The 21,909-nt window shown below is 59.4% G+C and carries 11 protein-coding genes; 3 read left to right on the forward strand and 8 right to left on the reverse strand.

Annotation, left to right across the window (positions count from 1 at the left end):
• Positions 1–49 precede the first annotated feature (49 nt).
• The 6 genes from CH291_RS18020 to CH291_RS18045 form a co-directional block, all read right to left on the reverse strand.
• Positions 50–4,096 (reverse strand): Eco57I restriction-modification methylase domain-containing protein, encoded by a 4,047-nt coding sequence (locus CH291_RS18020; protein ID WP_143545944.1) that lies wholly within the window; start codon positions 4,094–4,096, stop codon positions 50–52.
• Positions 4,096–7,218, reverse strand: a complete 3,123-nt coding sequence (drmD, locus tag CH291_RS18025) for a DISARM system SNF2-like helicase DrmD (RefSeq protein WP_094688231.1) — start codon at positions 7,216–7,218, stop codon at positions 4,096–4,098. The genes CH291_RS18020 and drmD overlap by 1 nt, the downstream gene beginning before the upstream one ends.
• A gap of 84 nt (positions 7,219–7,302) precedes the next feature.
• Entirely contained in the window at positions 7,303–9,141 is a 1,839-nt protein-coding gene (locus CH291_RS18030; protein ID WP_094688232.1) for a DUF262 domain-containing protein, read from the reverse strand.
• A 163-nt stretch (positions 9,142–9,304) separates the two neighbouring features.
• Complete coding sequence (locus CH291_RS18035) at positions 9,305–10,324, reverse strand: CBS domain-containing protein (protein ID WP_094688233.1); 1,020 nt, start codon at positions 10,322–10,324, stop codon at positions 9,305–9,307.
• 43 nt (positions 10,325–10,367) lie between these two features.
• Positions 10,368–16,349, reverse strand: a complete 5,982-nt coding sequence (locus CH291_RS18040) for a DUF3320 domain-containing protein (RefSeq protein WP_094688234.1) — start codon at positions 16,347–16,349, stop codon at positions 10,368–10,370.
• A 180-nt stretch (positions 16,350–16,529) separates the two neighbouring features.
• The gene (locus CH291_RS18045) at positions 16,530–17,645 is read right to left on the reverse strand and encodes an HNH endonuclease (RefSeq protein WP_094688235.1); all 1,116 of its coding nucleotides are present in this window, start codon (positions 17,643–17,645) and stop codon (positions 16,530–16,532) included.
• Positions 17,646–17,663: 18 nt separating this feature from the next.
• Here CH291_RS18045 and CH291_RS18050 point away from each other — a divergent pair, with 18 nt between their 5' ends.
• The 3 genes from CH291_RS18050 to CH291_RS18060 all read left to right on the forward strand — a co-directional run bounded on the left by CH291_RS18050 (position 17,664) and on the right by CH291_RS18060 (position 20,318).
• Positions 17,664–17,963 (forward strand): nucleoside triphosphate pyrophosphohydrolase, encoded by a 300-nt coding sequence (locus tag CH291_RS18050; protein ID WP_094688236.1) that lies wholly within the window; start codon positions 17,664–17,666, stop codon positions 17,961–17,963.
• Positions 17,964–18,690: 727 nt separating this feature from the next.
• A complete protein-coding gene (locus tag CH291_RS26575) occupies positions 18,691–19,410 on the forward strand; it encodes a hypothetical protein (RefSeq protein WP_143545945.1) in 720 nt (239 codons plus the stop codon).
• Between the two features lie 314 nt (positions 19,411–19,724).
• Entirely contained in the window at positions 19,725–20,318 is a 594-nt protein-coding gene (locus CH291_RS18060) for a hypothetical protein (protein WP_094688238.1), read from the forward strand.
• A 36-nt stretch (positions 20,319–20,354) separates the two neighbouring features.
• On the opposite strand, the gene CH291_RS18065 is transcribed toward CH291_RS18060, so the two are convergent.
• Positions 20,355–21,089: an HD domain-containing protein gene (locus tag CH291_RS18065; protein ID WP_094688239.1), complete on the reverse strand. Its 735-nt coding sequence runs from the start codon at positions 21,087–21,089 to the stop codon at positions 20,355–20,357.
• A 46-nt stretch (positions 21,090–21,135) separates the two neighbouring features.
• On the reverse strand, positions 21,136–21,828 hold the full coding sequence (locus CH291_RS27265; RefSeq protein ID WP_256980893.1) for a hypothetical protein: 693 nt from the start codon (positions 21,826–21,828) through the stop codon (positions 21,136–21,138).
• Positions 21,829–21,909 lie beyond the last annotated feature (81 nt).

Below are 21,909 nucleotides of genomic sequence, written 5' to 3' on the forward strand. Positions count from 1 at the left end.
CGAATCGGTATGGAATCCCGGTCGCCGAGCAGATGACGGGCCTCAAGGCTCACGCATTATTTCGAGCCGACGTCACGAGACCAGCACGGCGATGATTTTCCTCAAGGAGAAGGTCGAGCAGTTCAAACCGCGCTCGGGGAGACACCGTCCACCGAGTGCCAATCTTCGTAGGATGATGTCCAATCTCTAGGTCGAGATCCCACCCGTACGAGGCCATGACCGCGCGGTCGATGTCGGAGTGAATGCCGCGGAGCGCACGTACCGCAGGATCCCGGTCCGAAGGGTCGTGCACATGATTGTAGGTTGTGGTAAGGCCCCAGCCGCGTTCGATCATGAGGGTCCTCCTCTCGGAATCGAGGCGTTTGCCAAGCAAGCTGAGCGCTGGAGTCACCGAGGGGAGTGGGAATGAAGCGAATACATCAGTGTGAGCGTAGCTGATGTCTACCCGCATAGTAGCCGCGTAGCGAACTGACCATATGAAATGAAACGACGACGACATCGCTGCCTGAAATGCATAGTCCTCTGTGGCGAATATAACTGCTTTTTGATCAAAAACTTGCCTCGCCGATACTCGCACTGGCTGGAGGGCATTGCTGGTCTGCGCCATTGCGAGAACCAGTTCTAGGGGGGCTATTGCTGCTTCAAGGCCAATTCGGTATTGCCAAAATTTCCACCACTCGTTGACCATCCTTGGATAGCGCTGACTATCTTGCTTATTCCGAGCGGGTCTCACTTCTCTTTCCACGATATTGATAAGCTCTGGAAATTTTCTGGCTTCCTCGAATGTTCTTTCCTCAAAGCTTATAATCCAACGGCTGGCGGTGCAGTCTGGAGTTTGATTTAGGTCTTTTCCATTTATGTATGGCTTTAGAATTTCACGGCTCTGGGGATTTTGCTCAAGTAAGTCTCGTGCGGCGGACGGCGACATTGTGAAACCAACTCCAAGAACATTGTGGCCCTGGAATGCGAGGGATTCGTTAGAGGTAAGTTTTTGAGGGCGCCCCGATACTCGGCCCTGTAGCTCAAGATCGGCTCCGATAAATGGAACAGACTCGCCTGCCAGCTCTCGGAGGCCAGCGGGGGAGACCGAAGCGCGGCTTGCCCACAGGTCAATAATTTCGAGATTCGCGCTAGTGCTTGGCCATGGGTGGCTGGGGTTCCCGCGACGAAACGTGAAGCCGCGCGCGGCAATTTCCGACAGCCCAATTTCAAGGGAATCGCCCTGCACTAGCGTATTCGTGGTGATATACCCAAGTTGCCCCTGGCTATTTAGCAAAGCGGACGCGCGGAGGACGAAACGCGCAGCGAGGTCCCCGTTTCCTCGCTTTCCTTGACCGTCCCAATGCTGAAGAAAGGCGGCGTAGTCGAGTCCTAGCGCACCGCTGATTTTTTTCCCCCCAAGAAAGGGTGGATTTCCGACTATTGCGTCAAAACCTGGGGAAGTTGTGTCTGCAAAAACTTCCGGAAATTCTAAAGGCCACTGAAGAGGGCGACGAACGCACGCGCCATGCGGGCGACCGCCCTGCACGGCGGCAATCTGTCCTCTGAGATTATCTGTCCAGTTTGGAGCTGCGGCCTCAACTGTCATGGCAAATGAAGCAAACGCAATGTCGATCTTCTTTGAGGTTCTTAATTCCGCGGCACGTAGACCCACCCCGACTAATGCGTCGGCGATTGCTTCGAGATTTCGGGTAGTGTGGCGCGCTTTTGCGAGGAGCCCTAGCTTGGTCTGCACATCGCGGCCGGTGGTGACGGGGTGAGCGGTTATCATGCGCCGAAGATCAGCGGCCGTTTTAAGCTCGTCCTCACGTAAGAGAGTGTCGAATGTCGCAACATTTCTTGGCGAAAGGTGGAGGTGCTCAAGTTGGGTGAGGCTAGTAATGCCGAGCAGGCTGTCCCCCACCACAAAGCGATCGTCTAGAAATCCAAATGGGCGTTCGCGATCCATTGTCACAATCCACAGGGACAGCTTTGCCATTTCGACTGCAAGAGGGTTGATGTCGACGCCGTACAAGCAGCGATCGGCGACCCTGCGTCGGGCATCGAGGGACAACTGCTCTACCTCCGCGTCAGCTGAGAATCGTCCCTGTTTCGAATGACGAGCGGTCAAGACGGCGTCTGGTCGGCCTTCTTCCTGCCAAGCCTCAATGAGTCGGTCCGCGAGGTAGCGGCATGCTGCGACGAGAAATGCACCTGACCCCATTGCTATGTCCGCGACCCGAAGGTCAAGAATCTCCGTGGACGGACGAATCTTCCACGCTTTGCGGTCCGCCGTCTCAAGGGGTCCGGGTCGGTAGACCAAGGGCTCGAGAGCATTGTCGGCAACTTCCTCTGCTAGCACTCGGGGTGTGTAGTGAGCCCCGGTCGAGGCGCGTCGAGTTGACGGCGCGACGAATCGCCGTCCAGGGGTGATTACCGCCGGCCGTCCGAGGGAGTCCCAACGCAATACCGGGGCCACCGGAAGTACCTCATCCGCAAGGTCGCCACCGACATGGCGTCTAAGGGCATCCAGTTCGTGTTGATCGAGTGCAGAAGCAAGATCCTTCTCAAGGCGGCTCTCGCTCCGGCCGGTCCTGGCTTTGAGTTCTGCAGCCAGCTTCGATGGAGTCTCTAAAAGCCATTTCTGCAATTCGGACAGCGGAAGCTCGCTGGGTTCCTTCCCCTTCGGCCAGTCTTTAGACCTGATCAGCTGAAGTATCGGTTCGGGGGCGGTTCTCACCTCGAGCTCCAGGAGCCCTTCGTAGACGTATCCAATCTGCTCGACGTCCAGCGCGCGGAACGTCAATCTACGTCGCTCACCGCCCACCTCGACGTACTGGACGGCACGAAGTAGCCGCAGCACTGTGGCGTCGTCGACCGCTGGCGGGAGGCTCTCTGCACCTTCGATTCCTGTGCGTCCCTCCAACCAAGGAAACCGGGAGGGGTCGAACAAGGCACCGCCATACGCCGGAAGCCTGAGATCTTCGTGCGCGACGCCGGCGTGCAGGGCGCGGCTAGTGGCGAGCAATCTGTGCCATGCACCCGTACGGTGCTCCAACGTCTGGGCACCCGAGAGGGATTCGACAGCCTCAAGTTGTTGTACGAGGCGGCTCGCGCTGTACGCGGCTACATAAATGTCGTCATCACTAGGCAGTAGTCGTCGCTCCTCCGCGAAAAGAAGGAACACGACCCGCATCATGACCGTGACTACACCGTCATACAGGTCATCATCATTGACACCCTGAAGGACCCCCGATTCCGAATCGAGACGGTCGAGCGTCTCGAGAAGTAGCTCGACGGCGTCCCGAACTTGAAGGCCAAGCGTTTCGGTGACTTGTTCGTGCGCCTCAAGGCTTTCCGCGAACAGCTCGGGCAAGGTGTCGTCATGAGCGACGGCGAGAAATCTGGACCGTTGCAGTAGTGCCACAAAGGCAGCGAACGATTCCGGTTCCTCACCCCACACACTCGAATCCCACACGGACGCGCCCACGGTGCCGCCGATCGGCGCCCATACCAGCGCCCACCAACGCCCGTCGGTCACCAGTCCTATCGGGACATCTCGTGCGCGAAGAACTACCGCCAACCGCTCGACAGGACTAGCCGACCATCCGTCGGAGTTTGTCCGCTGCAGAGGGTGGGTCCCCCATGGGGTGATCGAACCAAGCAGTCGCCACGGTCCGGCAGTGGGCTCGGTCGTGAGCTCTTCTTCATCGTTCTGAAGCGAATTCGTCTCGCCCTCAGAGGTTTCAGCGGGAGGCAGGTCTGCGTAAAAGCCGAAGTCCGGTGCGAGTAGCACACCGTGTTCGCCTACTGGCTCGGCCATCGAGGAAGGAACCTGGTCTTCCCAGCGCAGACGAGTCCCCCAGTCCAGACCCTCGACGAGCACCGTCTGGATGGCACTGCGGCGGCTCGAACCACCATCGGCCAACGCCTGGGCAGCTCCGGCTCGCACGACCCGGCGTGATGTTGGTGCAACAGCGGGAATACCTGTCGGCCAGACACGGTCGACGACGGGCAAGGTCAGGGATGGCCCCGACGTCTGTAGAAGTTCAAGCCATGAATGACGATGTCGTGCCGCTTCTCCAGCGGCGTAGGTGCGGCGACGTCGTCGGCTCATTAGTTGTTTCCTTCCGGGACAGCGAGAACCACGGCGAACGGGAATACCAGTTCCTTTACGTCCCCGTAGCGTTGATTGAGCAAGTCCACTTCGCGATCGCGATCCTCTTCGAGGGCGTCAAGCCGCTGCTGCCATGCTTGGCGATCACGCTCGAATTGTTGCTGCTCGGTCTTGTGTAGGTCATCGAATGCCAGTTGGACTGCGCCGTCATTCGCGAGTGCCGTCTGCAGGGTTGCGCGGAGCTGATCGTAAACCGCACGAGTGTGTTGAGTAGCTCTGCTGAGCTGACCAGCAAGATCGCTCGAACGGGCATCTTTCTGGGCTGTAGCGCGCTGGCGTAAATCCTCGACAAGGCGTGGGGTGAGTTCGTCCCACCGCTGTGCAAGCCGGTGGCGGGCGTCTAACGGCGCAGGCGTGCAGGCATCAGGTTCGAGAGCCGCCTCTACTGACGTCCGGAGTTCGCTGTAGCTAGCCTTTTGGAGGTCCATCCGTTTGGTCGGTCCCTTGTCCGGCAGCTCTCGGCCGGCCAGCACAATTTCTTCGTGTAAGCGGCCTCCGTCGGCACCCACCACCACCAGACGGGCAAGCACAATCACGACGGGTCCGCGTAGAGACAGACTGTCGGGTGGTGAAAAGCGGACCGCTGTGACGCGATACAAATCAGTGCGACCGCCCCAGACTGCGCTCCGAAGCAGTCGAGTCGATTGAGCGACGAGGGGGTGTCCCAGGTGGGCGAGAACGACGTCGTCGCGTCCACGGGCGACGTCAGCATCGAAGGTCAATGGCCGCAGCTCACCAGACAACGGGTCTGGCAGACCGGCAAGTGTGCGTTCCCATCCACTACGCAGCTCCGGCGGTTCTACCTCGCCCACCCGGCGATCGGCGAGCGGCGGCTGCTGAGCAAGTGATAGAGCGGTGTCGACGACACGTCGAACATTGTCGGGAGCTACGTGAAGTCGTGCCACGGACTGATCGAGCTGAGCCCGCAAGCGTTCGGCTTGGGCCCGAAGTCCTTGCTCAGCCTTGAGAACGGTGGCGGCGGGGCTTGCCTTCACTGTCATCGGGTCAACGAGCAACGGGCGGCCCAGCATCTGAGCCTCCACAGCCCCAGCAAGCACTGGATTGACGCTACCGAGGTCACGGCGCTCGGTGGCAACTTTGGCAGCCACACGTGAGAGGAATTCGAGATCGCCGTCGTAAGACCCTGCGACGGCCGACCGCCAAGCAGCGCCGACAAAGTGGACGACGTCGACCTCGGAGCTCTGACCATAACGATCGACTCGACCGATGCGTTGCTCAAGTCGGTTCGGGTTGAACGGGATGTCGTAATGAATCACGGTATGGCAGTGCCGTTGCAGGTCGATTCCCTCACTGGCCGCATCTGTGGCAAGCAGAAAGCGGAGCGGATCGCGGTCGGGCGAGGCTTGGAACGCATCTTTCAGGTGTTCACGCTGCTTATCGTCCATTCCGCCATGCAGCAGACCCAGCCGCTCTCCGCCAAAACCTCGAGCGGAGAGAATGCCTGCCAACCACACCTGAGTGTCCCGGTACTCGGTAAATACGATTACTCGAGTCTCGCTTCCCGGCGGACACAGGCGTCGCAGCTCGTCGACCAGTACATCGGCCTTACTATCAGCCGGCTCCGCTCGGCGTTGCGCCCACTGGTGGAGTTCGTCGAGTACCTTCGCCTGTGCTGCGTTCAACTCGCCCGTGGTGGCCGCGGCACGTGCCAATACGTCGGCTTCGGCTTCATCGGGATCGGGCTCGTCCTCCCAACTCAACGCATCGGTCAACCACTCAGGAACATTGTCCTCGATAACCGGAGCGCCAGCTCGCGCCACGGTAGCGCGATGTGCATCCAACGTCCGAGCGAATGCCGCCGGGGATGAGAACATCCGCTTCTTCAGCAGGAGACTGATCAGGTCGCCGGCACGGACTGCGGAGCCTCCTGGGACATTTCGCCTCGACTCGGTGTACGTCGACAGCAATTCATGGCCTGTCTGTTCGTCGGTGGTGTACGCAACTTCGAGCGCCCGAGCACGGCGACCAGGAAAACGAGGCGAGCCGTCGGGAAGCGTCAAATCGTCCTTGAGCCGACGAACCATGACCTGCTGGACAACTTCCGGTCTCGGCTCCACACCGCGGGCGAACCGCCGAGGGTCCAACAGCTCCAGCAATGCTTGCCAAGACTCGGAGTATCCATTGTGGGGGGTTGCCGATAGGAACATTCGATGTTGCGCGAAGTCACCCAGGCGCCGGACGGCGCGTGTCTGCAAACTGTCCAGCGCGTACTTCCTACCTTTTCCTGGAGCCGGAGGCGCGCAATGGTGCGCTTCATCGACTACGAGGATGTCGAAGAACCCGGGATGGCGAGCGCTATCGACCAAGACCTCGTCCAGCAACCGCTGTACGCGAGGCGTACGCAACCAGGGCAGGCTCACAATTGTGCGAGGAAAGACGGAAAACGGGTTGGCTTCCAGACCGTGACTTCGCCGAAGTGTCTTCAAGGCTTCAGCGTTCAGAACGGTGAAGTCGAGACCAAACTTTTCTGCCAGCTCGTCCCGCCACTTTCCTGTAAGAGGAGCCGGGCAAACGACGATCACACGGCGAGCTCTGTTGCGCAGCAACATCTCTTGCATAACCAAGCCGGCCTCGATGGTTTTGCCGAGCCCCACGTCGTCGGCGATAAGGAGTGCCACGCGCGGCATGCCGAGAGCCTTCGCCACCGGCTCGAGCTGGTAGTCCTCGATGGTGATGCCCGACCTAAACGGGGCCTGCAGAGTGTCAGCGTCAGCGCTTGCCACGGTTCCCCAGCGCACTGCATCGAGGAATGCGCCAAGGGTCTGTGGATCGTCCCAGCCAGATTCTGTAACGGCAGGAAGCCGTGTTTCTGGGAGCACTTCGCGGCCGGGCTCGATCTCCCACGCGACGGTCAGCTCGTCACCCAAGTCGTCGTCGCTGACCGAACTGAGGGTGACGAGCGTTCGTCCGGGGGGTTCGGTCGCCAGCTCGTCACGCGGCTGCGTGCTCACGCTGCGGCGATTAACGACCCACTGCTGGCCGCGGACCCGTACCAGCTGGCCGACGTCTGGTGCGGTGTCTCCTGCGGCTATCGCTGTCATTGCCTGACTGTAGCCAATCGGTATTGGAGTCCGGGGCGGGACCGAACGGCTTCTGGTCGGAATCGGTTTTGCGCGTCTTGCGAGTCAGTCGGTTTCGTCCGGGAGTTCCTCTATCTCCCCAATTTCGAAGCGATCGGAGGTTTCCTCGGCGTCACCACCCACATCACGAGGTACGTCCTTGCCCATCGCTTTCTCCACTAAATCGCAGATTCGAGATCTTCTTTGTATGAAGAAGGATTCGAAGTCATCTGTTCGTAAAGCGGCGGACGGGACAAGGTGCGCCTCAAGGATGCTATCCAATTGTTCGGCCCCGATTTGCGATTTTTTCTGGATTTGCAGTAAGTAGCTCGATGGTGCAGCGCCGCCGATCGTCCTGTTCGTGACCGCTGAAACGCCAGTTTTATTGACGATGCTCTCACGTCTTTCATCATCGATTTGATGACTGGCGCACCACTTCTTGGGGAAGATATGATGGATATCTACTGCCAAACTGACGTATTGAACCTTGTCAAGCGCCTTGTCCTCCATCCAGTCTCGAGCCTCGTTTGCTAGAAGTAATGCGTACAGGCCCTTGTATGCTGCTGCCTGGCGAGTGCGAAGAGAGTGCAGTCTTGATTCGACGAATGTCGCGTCATTGATCGTATTTGGTGTAGCGGCACCATCGTCTCCGAGCACCCAGGACGGTACCTGTTCCAGGTCTCGAACAAAACGGGTCTCAATTGCACCGCCATACAGTTCTCCGAGTATTCCGCACCAGAACCATCGAACGAGTTTGTCTCGCGGCCCGAGTAGGTCTGCTGATTTTCCAAGCACTACCCGCAAGGTTGCGAGCGGAACCAGCTGCTTCGGGTAGGGAAGAAATCGAGTATCGAATATGTGGCGATCCGCCAAGAAATCGGAGGCCCAAACGAAAGCCTCTTGTAGCGGTTTTACCCACTCCAGGTAATCCTCAAGTGAAAGCTTCAGTACATCCTCGCGCTTCGCAGAAACGGCCGGTGGTCGATTGCTCTTGTCCCTCAAGTTACGTTTTCTTGTTGCGAGAAGACTGACCGCCTGTAGAAAGTCTGTACTTTCAAGGCCTGCAAGAACGGGGTACTTTGCGAACTTGGCTTTGGTTTCTTTCCAATTATCATTCAGGCGAAAATCAGTGCCGTTTGCCTCGAAATATTTCGCATCTCCGGCAAATGTAGCCGTGAGCAGTTCGAAAACATTGAGCGGTAGACCGCCAACGTTGACCTTCTCGAATACGGTTGCGACCGCAGACTTACTCGTCTCCTTGCCCAGCTCGATCGCGGGAATATTATAAGTACCAGCAGGTTTGACTATGTCGGCATTAAATTGCTTGGCGAGATCCCGATCATCGAAATCGAACAACCACGACATCGCGTCACCGAAGAGTAGACGAGCAGGGAAAAGGCCTGCGCTTCGCTCTTTGTCTGCCGTCGAGACGTCCCGAACGACATCTTTGCCGAAGTTGGTCCGCTCGATCCCGTCGCCGGTAATTGATAGCACCGCTTCGTCGATACGATCGTCGCCCTGAACGGCCAACGACATGTCGACGTAGTAACGGCGGTCCATCAGCTTTCCACGGCTGTCCATCGTATGTACGATCCCAGTTCCGGTAAGTGCCTGCGTCAGCGAGGTGAGTCGCTGCTGTCCGTCAAGTAAGAGCAGGTCGGCAGCAGTGCCATCCGCTATGTGCGTACCCTCGATTGGTCGGGGCTTGAATCGTATCTGGTCGTTCCCCGTTTGGAGAAGCATTACAACTCCGAGTGGGTGACCTCGCAAAATGGTAACCAGGAGCTGACGAATTCTCTCGTCCTCCCACTTGTATCCACGCTGGAAATCCGGAAGTTGGATTCTCCCACTCAAGGTCCACTTCAGGTAGTCATTCAGCTCGTACAAGGGAGTCTGAAAGCCCATGTCGTTCTCCTGTTTTTTTCATTATTGTTGGCAGTTGTCAGCGAAGAGGAGCCTGGTGATATCTCAACTATCGATCGAGAAGGTTGACGTAACGAGACTACCGTTTGGCCGATCTGCTTCGGCTCCTTCGACGTGGAGTCAGATGATTGCTCGGGGTTTCAAATCACTCCTTCGCGACCGCGGCGGAGTCCAAATACTCCAACCACTTGGCAAACTGCCGAGTTCCGGTGATGGCCGTTTGATCGAGTGGGTCCGGGTTGAAGTGCATGATGTCGTTTCGCAACCGCCGCATTTCATCCAAAGCCTGAAGAAAGGTCTTCCGATCGGCCAGAGAGCTCAGCGTTTTCCAGTGGGATTCGGGCTCAAACAATTTCATCATCTCGCCGATGGTCAAGCCAGAGGCGTTCACCACCTGCTTGCGGCGTTCTGGTGAGTCGTGGACCGCATTTTTGATGGTGTCGACCGAGAACCACCTGTCGATCAGTCGACGCAACCGCCTCTCGGTCTCGCCGATCAGCAAGAACGGGCCGGCTAGTAGTTCGAACTGTTGGCTCAGATCTGAGGTCGTGACGATGCCGGTTACCCGCTTCGTGTTGTCCTCCACGAATACGTATCCGGACTCGATGATGCGAGGAATGGATGCGAGGAGGTCGGCTGTCAAAGCAACGGTCGCAGCGGGTGCAAGCACACTGCTCACAGTGTCGACATCGCCGTCGAGCCGACCCTTTGCGATGGATTCCCAACTGATGACGCCGACCAGGGCGCGTTCACTTTTCATCACGGGTAGCTGCGAAAAGTCATGGCGATGCATGAGTGACCTTGCCTTGATCACGCTCTCGTCGGGCCGTACACGCGTGACCCCAGCGGTCGCGGATTGCAAACTCGAGACGGTCAGCGACACATCCTCGGTGTCTGTCGAGGTTGGCCGAGGTTCCCAATCATCGGTACTGGGCACGCCAGACGCAGTATGAGCGATCAGTATGACTTCCGTGTCGATCCAACTCACCTCGAACGACGGTGACGTCTGCAGCCCATACGCAGCAAGGTCCGACGAAATGGACTGCACCGTGTCCGGATCGCGGCGTTTCGCTCCCCACCGGCCAAGCAAGTCCCTGATGGTCAGCGTCACCGCGTTGTCCGCAGACCTACTCGCGGCGTCGGTAAGGAACTCGTCCAAGGTCATGCGGCACTGAGCCTTTCAATCGAGGTGCATTTCGGAGGTGGAGTCAGGAACCGCTCGCGTAAAGCTCACCGACCTGCATCATTCGGCTTGTGCGTAGCGCGAGATCGAGGCAAAGGCGGAGTCGCTCGACGGTCTGCGCGGTGAGACGCTTCTGATCGAACTGGGCCAACGTCTGACGAAACAGATCCGACTGCGCCAGGGCGCTGCCGTCCGCCACGAACATCATCGCATTGGCAATCTCTTCCGGACTGATCTCCGGTAGTGGTCGGGTGAGTCCCGTTTGAGTGATGCGGAACCCGCGCCACGACTCGGAGTCCAAACCTGCTGGCCAGACAAAGTCGCCGCCCCGGCCACTGCGGAGCAGCTCGCCGGGAATGCACCGCTCGATCAGTTCTTTCCGAGCGGCGCGCAAGCGATCGAAGCCGAAACGAGTGCCGATCTGCCGACACAGCCTGTCTACTTCGATGGGGCCCTCGATCTCCACAACGGCTCGAATCGCGTCGACGATAGTTGCGCGAACGCTGGGAGACTGGTCCCGTTCGAGATCCTCGCGTCCGCCCAGCCGCGTCGTCGGTGCCTCCAAATACAGCGTGCCCTTCTCGTGGATGTCGCGCGTACTGGACAGGCGTATCTGATGTTGTTCCTCGATGGCACTCGCGATCCTGGCGTACTCGAAATCCGGTTCTGCAGGCGCGGGCACGTTCTCGAGCTCTGTGTCCGCGGAGACTTCTGAATCTGCGTCGGGGGTGTCGAGGGTGGAATTGTCGGTCAGCTCGTCGATGGATGCTTGCCAATCCTCGGCCTCGGACTCACGACGTGCTGCGCGTTCTTCGTCGATCCGCGCTGCGCGCGCAACCGCTTCGGAAATTCGATCGAGAACCACGTTCGGGTTGTCGATCCACTCCGGCAGCCAGACACGAACCAGACCGCCCCACCCCATCATTGACTGGAGGAGTTGGGGAGTCATGTCCCTGTCGGAAACGGTAGGGCGTTTTGCCCACTGTGGTCCGTCTGTCAGCACCGCTACTTGCCAATGAGCACTGCCTGGTTGACGGACAACAAGATCGAGCACGAAATCGGACAACCCGTATCCTGGGCGTACTTCGTAGCCGCGTTCGATCAGGCTCTGACCGAGCGAGCGTAGGACGGCGTCGACCGACTCCCACCGAACGTCGGTCTCAGTGACTTCACCGAGCTGCGCGGTCCGTTCCAAGTAACCACGCAGATGTGCCATACCGACGGAGTTCGTTCGGCTCAGGTCGATATCCGCTGGATCGAACGAGGTGAACACGATGACCTTGCGCCGCGCCCGAGTGATGGCCACGTTCCACCGCTTCTCACCACCGGCTCGGGTCAGCGGACCGAAATTAAGTACGAGCTTGGAGTCACCTGGCTTCTTGGAGAACGCCGTCGAAAACAGAATGACGTCCCTTTCGTCGCCCTGCACGTTCTCCAGGTTCTTCACGAAGAGGCCGTCTTCTTTGTCTTCTCTGAGCTGCTCCGCCACCAGGGGGTCTCGGCACTCCTCCAGAAGATCGCGTACGAGAGTCTGCTGCTGAGTGTTGAACGTGACGATTCCGATGCTCTCGTTGGCCGTGTGCGCGTTCGCAAGTCGCCTACGCACCTCCCCAACGATCGCTTCCGCCTCGACGAGGTTGGTTCGATGGCGTTGTTTGGTGTTCTCGCGGTTGAAATGTCCCTGGACGCGACGCCATTCGACACCGAGCGACTCGTCCCCGCCTGGTGTGGGCAAGCTGGCCAGGCGGCCTTCGTAATATTTTTCGTTGGAGAACGCGATCAACGACTCGTCCTGGCTCCGGTAATGCCACGACAACCACTGGCGTGGGATCCCGGATTCGACGGCTTCGGAGAGAATGCTGTCGAGATCTTCTGGAACTACTTCCTCGTCGTCCAACACGTCGTCGCCGTCGCCGGCCGTCGCCTTGCCGACGGCGGTCGGTGGCATCTGCTGCGAATCGCCGACGATGACACCCGACCGACCACGTCCCAGGGCACCCACTGCTTGGGGGACGGTCACCTGTGATGCTTCGTCGAACACGACCACGTCGAACGTCACTGTCCCTGGCGGGACGAACTGTGCCAGCGAGGTCGGGCTGACAAAGAAGCACGGCGTTGCAGACACGATGTGGTCCGGGTACCGAGTGATCAATCGGCGGAACGTTTGACCGCCACGCTTCGCATCGAGCAGGCGACGCAACTTGCCCACCTCATCTGTCAGCTGCCCTGCCTTGAACGGCCTGCGTCCCAACAGAAGTGATCGAAGCGCCACCACTTGCTCCGTACGTTGAGCGTCGGCCGCAGCAGAGAAATCGTCGACCTCGCCGTAGCGCTGCTCAGGATCGAAGTGCACCAGACCGGCTCGCCGCCGGCGTTCTTGTGCGGAGGTCGCGGCCACACCGCGAATGAAGGAGAGCTCGGCGTCCAACGACGAAATCGACCCACTGAGCAACTGAGTGACGAAGTCTTGCAGGCCGGCCGACCTGAGCGGGTCCAGATACGAAGTCGTCGAGGAATACTGCTGAACTGTGTGGATGCCGTCGACGCCGAGAGAGTCGACCCACCGCCGGCAGTCCTTCGACAACTTCCGGTGCCAAGGATCGTCCCCGAGCCAGCGGGCGAGCGACTCCGGGGTTGTGCCGAGCGCAGCGATCCACTGCGTCCACCCCGCGGCGAGCGAACGCACCGTTGCAATATCGATCTCGGAAATTGACCCACATTCGACAATGAACGACCACGACGCCGGATCGTTTCGTCGCATCGCGGACGTTTTCTCCACGTGCTCGATGAGCGGCTGCAGTTGAACTGCGGCAGTGGGGTCGAATGGGCTCCACCATTGCGGGGCGAAGTCGAGCAAAAGGTCCGTCATGCGCCTGCTGACGTCAAGAGCGTCGGACCGTGCGCCCGGAAGCGTCTGCAGTAGAGGCAGAGCCTGCTCTGGGGTGAGGGACACGCCAGGCGCGACAAGAGACGCGGTCAGGTGATGGAAGGCCTCGACCCGCTTCTTCTTGCCGAAGAGCCCGTGGGTCGCTTCGGTCGCGGCCACGACTACGGGCTCGATTTCGCCGGTGGCGACGAACAAGGGTGTAAAGGTGTCGGATACCGCCCGCACGGAATTCTGAAAATCGTTGATGCAACGGAGAAGAGCGTCTCGCTCGCCATCCCAGTCTCTGCGAGATGCTTTGTCCAGCAGCTCAATTGAAGGAGACGGAAACCGAGACAGTTGTTCGGCTTTGTCCGCCATTGTGTGGAGGGACGCTGCGTCGGTCGCCCGTTCGAGCGCGCCACGCGCGAACGCGGACGAGTGCGCAGAAGCGAGGTCTCGGTCCATTCCGGTGGCGAGGGTGAATAACGTCGATTCGGAGATTGCGTCGTCGAGGGCCCCGACCAGGTTCCATTCGTTATCGGTCGTCGGACGAGCGGTCCGCGCGGATCGAGCGAAGAGTCGTAGAGAGTGTTCGATGTCGGCGATGGGAACCGCCGGCTGCGCGACGAAGCTGTGGGGGATGTCCGCTGAAGGACCGTCTGGCAGACCCATCGCGGTGTCGGTGGCCGACCACATGGACAGGCCCGCTCCGTTCGTGTCGTGCAGGACTTTCGGATACTCCGCGAGCGGCGCGTGTCGCGAACGCATGGTGGCGAGGCTGGCTTGCCACAACCGCTCGTTGTAGTGTGCGTCCAGATCGATGGCCTTCTTCAGCTGGTCACGAATGGCTTGTGGTCGCTGGTTTTTGCCGTGTAGGTCAAGTGTGAAATCGGATAGGCCGATCTTCTCGAGTCGTCGCTTCACCACATCGAGCGCTGCCTGCTTTTCGGCGACGAACAGCACCGACTTTCCCTGCATGAGGGTGTGGGCGATCAGGTTGGTAATCGTCTGCGACTTTCCCGTACCAGGAGGACCTTCGAGTACGAAGCTGTGTCCATCGGCCGCGAGTGCTACGGCGCGTAGCTGGGATCCGTCCGCCGGAATGGGAACGGGCACTTCGATCTCCTCGACCGGCACGTTGTCCAGGTCCTGGCCATTCGGGCGGGCATCGTCTATGAAGGACTCGCCTGCGGAGTGGATGAGATGGTGCACGATCGGGCTCTTCTGCAGTGTCTCCCAGTGTTCGTCGAGGTCTTTCCACATTCCGAAGGTGCCGAACTGGCAGATCCCGAGTGATGTGCATTCGTCGATGCGGAACGACAAGTTGTGCTCGACCAACGAACCCCGGATCTGCTGCAGAGCTAGATCGATGTCGATTCCCGAGTCGTCGGTCGGCGGGTTCTCCAGCGCAGGGATGGATGCGTTGTGTTTCAGACGTAGCCATTCGACCAGGCAATAGTTCGGGTTGGAGGTCTCCGACGAGTCGATTGCGACCTTGAACGGTGCATTCCCGGTGCCTCCCGTGATTTTGACCGGGAGAAGAAACAGGGGAGCTCGCGCCTCGCGTCCGGTAGACGTGGTGTGGATGAGCGCACCGAAAGTCAGAAAGAGATTGGCCGATCCGGTCTCCTCGAACATCGTTCGGGCCGACCGTTGCAGACTCTTGAGCTGAGTCGCGTACTTCGCCTTGGTGACAGCGGCATAAAGCTTTTTGCTCTTCTGCAGGTATTCCAGCAGCACATCGTTGTCAATGTTCTGCGCCAGACGGGCACCCCGGAGCTCGTGGATGTCGCTGATCTCGTCGTTGGGCATCAGCTCGATGGCTACGTTGGCGTGAACGAGGTCGTCGAGAATTGCCAGACCGGATTTCGGTATGTGGAGATCGATGACCTCCTTGGCAGCTTTCAGATTCAGCAGCCTGTTTCGGGTACTGAGGTCCAGCAGAGATCGTTTCCACTTCTGCACGCGAGCCGGAGAGTTATCGGTGGGGTCGAACACTGCGTCGTGCTCAGCGGCAGCTCGGACCAGATCTGTCGGAAGCTCGATGCTTCCCGCCTCGGCGGCATAGTCGTCATCCACTGTCTCCATCACGACCTCGTCCTGAGTCAGGAGCGGCCGGATACCGTCTTTGCGCGCCGTCGTTACCGCGGTGACGCCCATTAGTGTCTCCGGGGACGCGAAGTGTCGTCGAGCCGTGGTGACGGCACTGGCGAAAGTCCCGGTTCGCGCGGTGTCGTAGAACTGAGCCTCGACGGGGACGACCGTATTCGATTCCACGAGGTTGACCATCGTGTTCGTATCGGTCACCGTGGCGCTCGCGAGATTCGTCTCCTCACGCATGAAGCCTGCGAACGCGTGACCCTGTTTGAGCCACAGCACAGGCCGCAGCCCGGCGGCTTCGAGGCAGGCGGCATACGTGACTGCCAAATCGATGCAGGTTCCAAACCTTTCCTCCAGCACCTGCGCTGTAGTGCGGATCTTCTGGCCGGACTGCTCGAACGAAGCAGGCGGGCTGATGTATCGAATGCCCTTAGATCGGAGGGCTTCGTAGATCGCGCCTGCAATATAGGAGGCGCGCTCTGGCCCGGACTGATATCCACCCAGCGACGAGTTGCCGCTCTGATTCTCCAGGAGTGTGCTGGCGATGGCGAGGACCGACGAGACGGCCCTAGTGTTGGGCTGCACGAAGGCGGACAAGGACGAGTAATAAACCGGCGCGTTGAACCACTCGTTGTGTGCCAGAACCCTGATGGGCACCTTGAGCTGGATCGGTCGACTCCACAAGTGCTTGACGCTCACATAGATGGTCGCCGGGTAACTCTCGTTGAGTTCCTGCAGATGATCGACCTCAGGCACGACTTCGGCGAAGTTGTCCCACTGAAGAGCAGAGCCCGGAGCCAGCGGACCGTCGTTAACCTCGTCGAACTCTGGAGAGATGGGATGCCCACGCCCGAACAACTGGACCGACGCCTGGACGTCGATTGCGTCTTGGTTCGACGCATTCCGGATGGACAGAGCCGTGATCAGAGGAACCCCGTTGTGGACCAGCGCGAGGTTCACCGCAGGATGGGCGAACAACTCGACGACGAGGCCACCTTCCTCTATTCGGTGAGTCGCGTCAGTCGGTTGGGGCTGGGTCATCGGATCTCCGCACTACTCGGTCGTTGCCGCTCCACTGGTGGGTGGCAGAACGGCATTGCTCTCACCGTAAGAGATCGTCGCTAGTTGTGGGAACGTTCCACGGAATGCCGGCGATGTCCGCGAATCGACGTTGTCGAAGGGGCGCGACGGAGACCTCAGAATCAACTTTGAACTGGTCGGCTACTCGTGTTCCGCGATGTCCGATAGTTCGATGCAGTACCCCTGCAGCCAAGAAAAATCGACTAGTAGAGCTGTGAACTTGTTTCGACTCAACCAGATTGGGGAGCCCTCTGGTTGAGACGCGTAGAGCCCCCGTGCTGATGTGACCACTCGATCGAATTGCGCTGGCCAGTCGATGGTTGCAGCCAATTCGGTGATGGAATCGCGGCCGCGGTCGAGCGCACGTAGGACGTGTGATTGCGCGGGCAACAGCTGAGACTTGCTTGTGTTGCACGATGGGCATGCCAACACCAAGTTCGCGAGACCGTCGATCCCCACCCTCGACCACGGGAGTACGTGATCGACATGGGCGTCCGACCCCACGCGCGCCGAACAGTAGAAGCACGTCGGACCGAAGGCCTCGATCAAAGCGGCTTTGGGACGGACGAGTGCGATTCGGCTGTTGCCGAACAGGTGGCCTTCGAGATCTGGCACGTCCTCGTCGAGGAAGCTGTTCTTTCGCCGGACATCTTCGACCCATGCGAGCATCAATGCGGGCTTGAGCAACGAGGACAGTCGCGCCAGCGCAAAACACACTCCGGGGTACAGCGTGATCTGGTTGCCATGGGCCAGGACGGTGTTCGTGCCCATCTTGGCGCTCATCCAACTGTCGTCGAACAGAAATGACTCGCCCGTGTACCCGCCCGGAACTCGTTGCAGTCGATGCAGCGGCTGTTGCACGAGAACAAGCTTCACCTTCTTGATCATCTCGCGGAACAAGCCGGGGTTTCTCCGGGCCGCGATGTCCAAAGGCGCTTCTCGGCCGGCGGTTGCCGTAGCACGAGCAAACTCGCGGACAGTGTCGGGAATCGTTGCTCTCGCCTGCGTCGACTGGCGGAGATAATGACCGTCGAAGTCACGGACCTGCCGCCAGTAGAGACCGACGACGCGCTCGGCCAAGTCGTCGAGATCGACGTCCGCGGCGGAACTATGGTCATCGGGAACGTTCTCGACCGAGAATTCGAGTAGAGCGACCAACACGGCCAGCTTGTAGGTGGCGACCCGTGCGCCAGAGTCGAGAACGCTGACCAGGTGCTGCCCAAGTGTCAGGGGATCAGTGGGCGACGGAGTAGACACACCTGCACACTACTGAGCATGGGAAAACTTGTTCGTGATTTGATTCCGTCGATCATAGAAGCCTCGGGTCGTGTCCCGAAATATCGAACCCTTGAGGCTGAGGATTATGGAAATGCGTTGATCAACAAGCTTTTTGAAGAAGCGCACGAGTTTCGTGACGCAACGCCGAAAAACCGGCCTGAGGAGCTGGCCGACGTCCTCGAGGTCGTCCGTGCACTCGCCGCGCATCTCGGATTGAGCGACGAGGCTCTCGACAACCTAGCTGTGGACAAACGCGCGGAGCGCGGTGGCTTCGAGCAGCGGATCTGGCTGGAGTAGCGGCTGTTCACCGCGCTGCGTTGGACAAGCTGCGGATGCGGGCGGTGACAGTCGGACATGATGCAAGGGTGGGAAACGATCTGTATGGCCGCCTTGCTGACGCCGTCGCTTGAGCGAAAGGGGATGGCCCACTTGGGCTCGTCACGGTGATCGTTCCCAGTCGCGGCGATGGATTCATTCGGACGAATGACGTCAATCAGACCGCTTGGGTGGTTCAGTGCTGCGGTGTACGTCCGGTCGGATAGCGTGCTGCCTGTTCGGCGAGACGAGGAGACTTTCGATGGGCAGTGCAGGTGGGCAGTGGCAGCCCTACCCGTTGTGGGGCGGTCGGGGAGACTGGTGCAACGAAGAAGTTGTCGGTGTCCACGCCTATACCGATGCAATCCAAGCCACCTTGGGTTCGGACTTCGACCCGTCGGGCTCAACCGTTCGACGCACGGTCGAGTTGATCCCTGAGCCCGGAAACCCGCACGATCGATACGCTGTGTCAGTTCGGGCGTCGAACTACTTGATCGGCTACCTGGCTCGTGAGCGGGCAATTCTGTTCCATAGCCGGCTGATTGGCCTCATCGATCGAGGACTCGTTCCGACGGTGCCTGCGAGCATTCGCGCTTACGACCAAAACCGGTGGGATGACAGGCCGGGTAGCCCAGTCGATCTGGCCATCAACATCGACGTGCAACTAAGCGAGCCACACCTGATTATTCCTGGCAACGAACCTCCCGACGTGCCGTACACGATGTTGCCGCACGGATACTCGGTTCAGGTGACGAAGGTCGACGAGCATTTCGAGATCCTCCGGCATTTCGTCGAGCCGGAGGGTGAGCTCGAACTGCTGGTCACGTTGCACGAAATCGACGTCAGCACAGCGAAGACCGAGAAGAAGCTCGTCGAGGTACGCGTAGAGGGTCACCGCATCGGACAGCTGACGCCGCAGACCAGTGCAAAGTTTCTGCCCGCGGTTCGCCATCTCGCCGATCGAGGATTGGTCACTGTCGGTCGCGGTTGGTTCAAGGGGTCGGCAGTTTCGGCCCAGGTTTCTCTGATGGCAGCGAAAGCCCATGAGCTGCCGGGGGACTTCTTGGCTGGCGAACCGCAGACGGTCATTCCACTGGGTCGGCCCCGTCGCACGCCAATTCTCGCTGCATCATCGGTGCAGTCGATAGAGGTGACGCCAGTGACTCGGACGTTCGTCATCGACCTGGTGACGTCACAACCGCTGACGCCCTGGCAGCAGAAGGAAGCGCTCAAATTGCTCCGCGCTGCAACGTCGGCGGTAGGAAGTGACATCGAAGAACCTGTGGTGACGGACAGTTCGGTCAAAGCTACAGTCTTGCAGGACCACTCGGAACTGATCGCGAACGCAGTCGCTGGCATCGAAGACTCGGACTTCTCGCTGGCGAACGAATACCGGGCGACGGTCGGATCGAAGCGAGCTCTATCTTGATGACGCGAGTCCGGTCTGGCCACTCCGAGGGCGATAACGACCGATCCGGTGAGAGTACGTTAAAAACCGTCTTATGAATGGATGAACCATTGCCGTCAAAATACCCGATGGAGCTCGACTCGAATGAGTTGCTCAGTCTGCTGCACAGCCCGGACCCGCCGCCAGGTCATACATCGCTCGCAGCCCGGCTCAGGTGGACCCCGCAGAGATATGTAGCGGCCAAGGAGGAACTCCTGAAGTTGGGGTTGGTAGTCCTAGGCCACCGCGGCAGCCTGAAAAGAGTGAGCCCGCCTCCTGGGTGGGTTACGCGAGACGTGAACGGCAACGATATCGAACCGTGGGAATTCGTTCCAGCCTCAACGAAAGAGTCGGCCCTGTACGGGCCAGTCGTGCAAACCCTGAGAAAGTATTGGCAAAAAGAATCGGAATCCATACCACCGGCGGGTGTACACGATACTGCCAACTCCGGCTCCAAGAGAACCGGCGGTCGGTGGTCGCGGCCTGACGCCACCGTTGTTCGCCTTCGGAAATTCAAGTACGTTCCCGGCGAATTCCTCGAAGTCTCGACGATCGAGGTCAAACCTTTCAATGCCATAGACGTTTCAGCCGTGTATGAAGCTGTGGCTCACCGTCGGGCCGCCACGCATGCGTATGTCGCCGTCCATGTTCCGGCTCATCTGTCAGCGGCCTTACGCAGTGACATCAAGGCTGTGCGGTCCGTCGCGGCAGCTCACGGAGTCGGTTTCATCCGGTTCGCAGACCCCGCGGACCATTCGACATGGAAATATGTCTTGGACGCGGAACGCGTCGAACCGGACCCTCAGAAACTGAGTAGATTCCTCAGTGAACAGGTGATGGGAGAAAAAGTGGTTTCGCGGCCGACAGCGACGATGGGCTTCGGTGAATAATGCTTGGTGGCGCGGGAAGATGCTCGGTAAGTCGCCCTAGTGGGTCAGACTCTCCGACAACGCCGTCAGACGGGCATCGATCGCGGTGAGACCGTTCCTGGGCAACCCGAGGTAGTCACGGTTGGCGTCGAAGGCTGAGGCAAAGACCGCGACGACCGGCGCGTACTTTGCCGCAAGTTTCGTTCGCTTCGCCTCGTTTTCGAGGTATTTCACGCTTCCTGCGTTGTCGACGAAGTCGGCGAACTTGACCAGGAAGACCTTGGTGTCCTTGATGACGTCAGCAACGTGCGCGGCGTAGGCCGCGTTCTTCTCTGCCTTTGAAAGTTGAGCATCTTTGGGCGGATTCGTGACCGCAGCAACGAGTCTGGAGGTTTCGGCGTTGAAGTGTTCGGTGATGAGATCCAGTGCTGCCTGCTGATCCGATTCGTCCGACAGCCGTGACTCATCCAGAATCGACACGATCTCCCGCTGTTGATCCTCGACTGTGTCGTGCAGAGCTGTCGCGGCGAGAACATCGGTGTCGGTGCAACCGAGCCTGATCAGGCGCAAGACGTTCCTGAGTGGATGCACGATGTACGGGTCTACAGGGTATGCGGCACGCCCAAACCGCTTTTGGGACAGATGAGCGGCCGTCGCTAACTCAAGAGCATTGCCAAGCTGCGTTCGGGCGGCACGGTCGGCGTCGATCTCGTGCATGATCGCGAACACCAATGCAGCCGAGTCCATGTCCTTCAGCTTGGTTGCGCGGTAGATCGATCCAAGAACTTTCATTTTTATCTCCTGTCGGTTGGGGTGAAAGTAGCTACTCGGTGGTGCGTTACGAGGATCGGGGGAGCTCGTCGGCGAATCGGTAGGAACAACCGATGTTGCCTGTCGTGTTCACGCCGGCATTGACTCGGATCCACGCGATGCACGACCGCGCGACCAGACGAATGTCCTTTGTGAACAGATATCCGTCCGTGCAGTCCTCGAAATGGCCGTCGTTCTGCCACTCGTCGAGAGGCAGGCCCGCGGACGAATAGTCCGCAAGAAGTAGATGGCCGAGTTCGGTCCGGGATCGTCGGAGCATCACCACACCGTCGCTCAAGACGACCACCTGTGAGCACACTACCGGGGTGTCATCGGTGGAGTCGGCCACATAGTCGCTGGGACCCACCTCGACGATGAATCCGACCGGCTTGTCGAACAGCGACTCGATCATCCACGCGACCAACGAGTCCCATTGGTCGACCTCCAGACGTCGACCATCGACGATGAACGCACGGACGAGTGAACCGGGTTCGACCGGCGCTTCCCACGCATCCTTCAACCAGCCGTCGTCGGTGCTGTTCGCGCATCCACTTTGGTCGGCCCAGATCGCGCCGAAGGTGAAGTTACTTCGCGTAACAGTCTCGTCGGCATCCACACTTTCGACACTCCAGCCCGCTAGCCGCACGCGTAGGTCGGTCACGACGACGTATCTGCTGCCGTCATCGTCGATGTTGTAGTGCCAGTCCGGAATCTGTGGCATCGCTACGAGACCGCCGGTTGGTACCCGATGTGAAACCTCGGCGCGATACACGTCGGATCGCACGGATCGAATCCGGGTGAT

The organism is Rhodococcus sp. 14-1411-2a, assembly GCF_002259485.1.
GTDB lineage: Bacteria > Actinomycetota > Actinomycetes > Mycobacteriales > Mycobacteriaceae > Rhodococcoides.

Coding starts and splice junctions, on each gene's coding strand:
- CH291_RS18020 (WP_143545944.1), bottom strand. CDS start 4,096: ATGAGCCGACGACGTCGCCGCACCTACGCCGCTGGAGAAGCGGCACGA.
- drmD (WP_094688231.1), bottom strand. CDS start 7,218: ATGACAGCGATAGCCGCAGGAGACACCGCACCAGACGTCGGCCAGCTG.
- CH291_RS18030 (WP_094688232.1), bottom strand. CDS start 9,141: ATGGGCTTTCAGACTCCCTTGTACGAGCTGAATGACTACCTGAAGTGG.
- CH291_RS18035 (WP_094688233.1), bottom strand. CDS start 10,324: ATGACCTTGGACGAGTTCCTTACCGACGCCGCGAGTAGGTCTGCGGAC.
- CH291_RS18040 (WP_094688234.1), bottom strand. CDS start 16,349: ATGACCCAGCCCCAACCGACTGACGCGACTCACCGAATAGAGGAAGGT.
- CH291_RS18050 (WP_094688236.1), top strand. CDS start 17,664: ATGGGAAAACTTGTTCGTGATTTGATTCCGTCGATCATAGAAGCCTCG.
- CH291_RS18065 (WP_094688239.1), bottom strand. CDS start 21,089: ATGAAAGTTCTTGGATCGATCTACCGCGCAACCAAGCTGAAGGACATG.
- CH291_RS27265 (WP_256980893.1), bottom strand. CDS start 21,828: ATGCCACAGATTCCGGACTGGCACTACAACATCGACGATGACGGCAGC.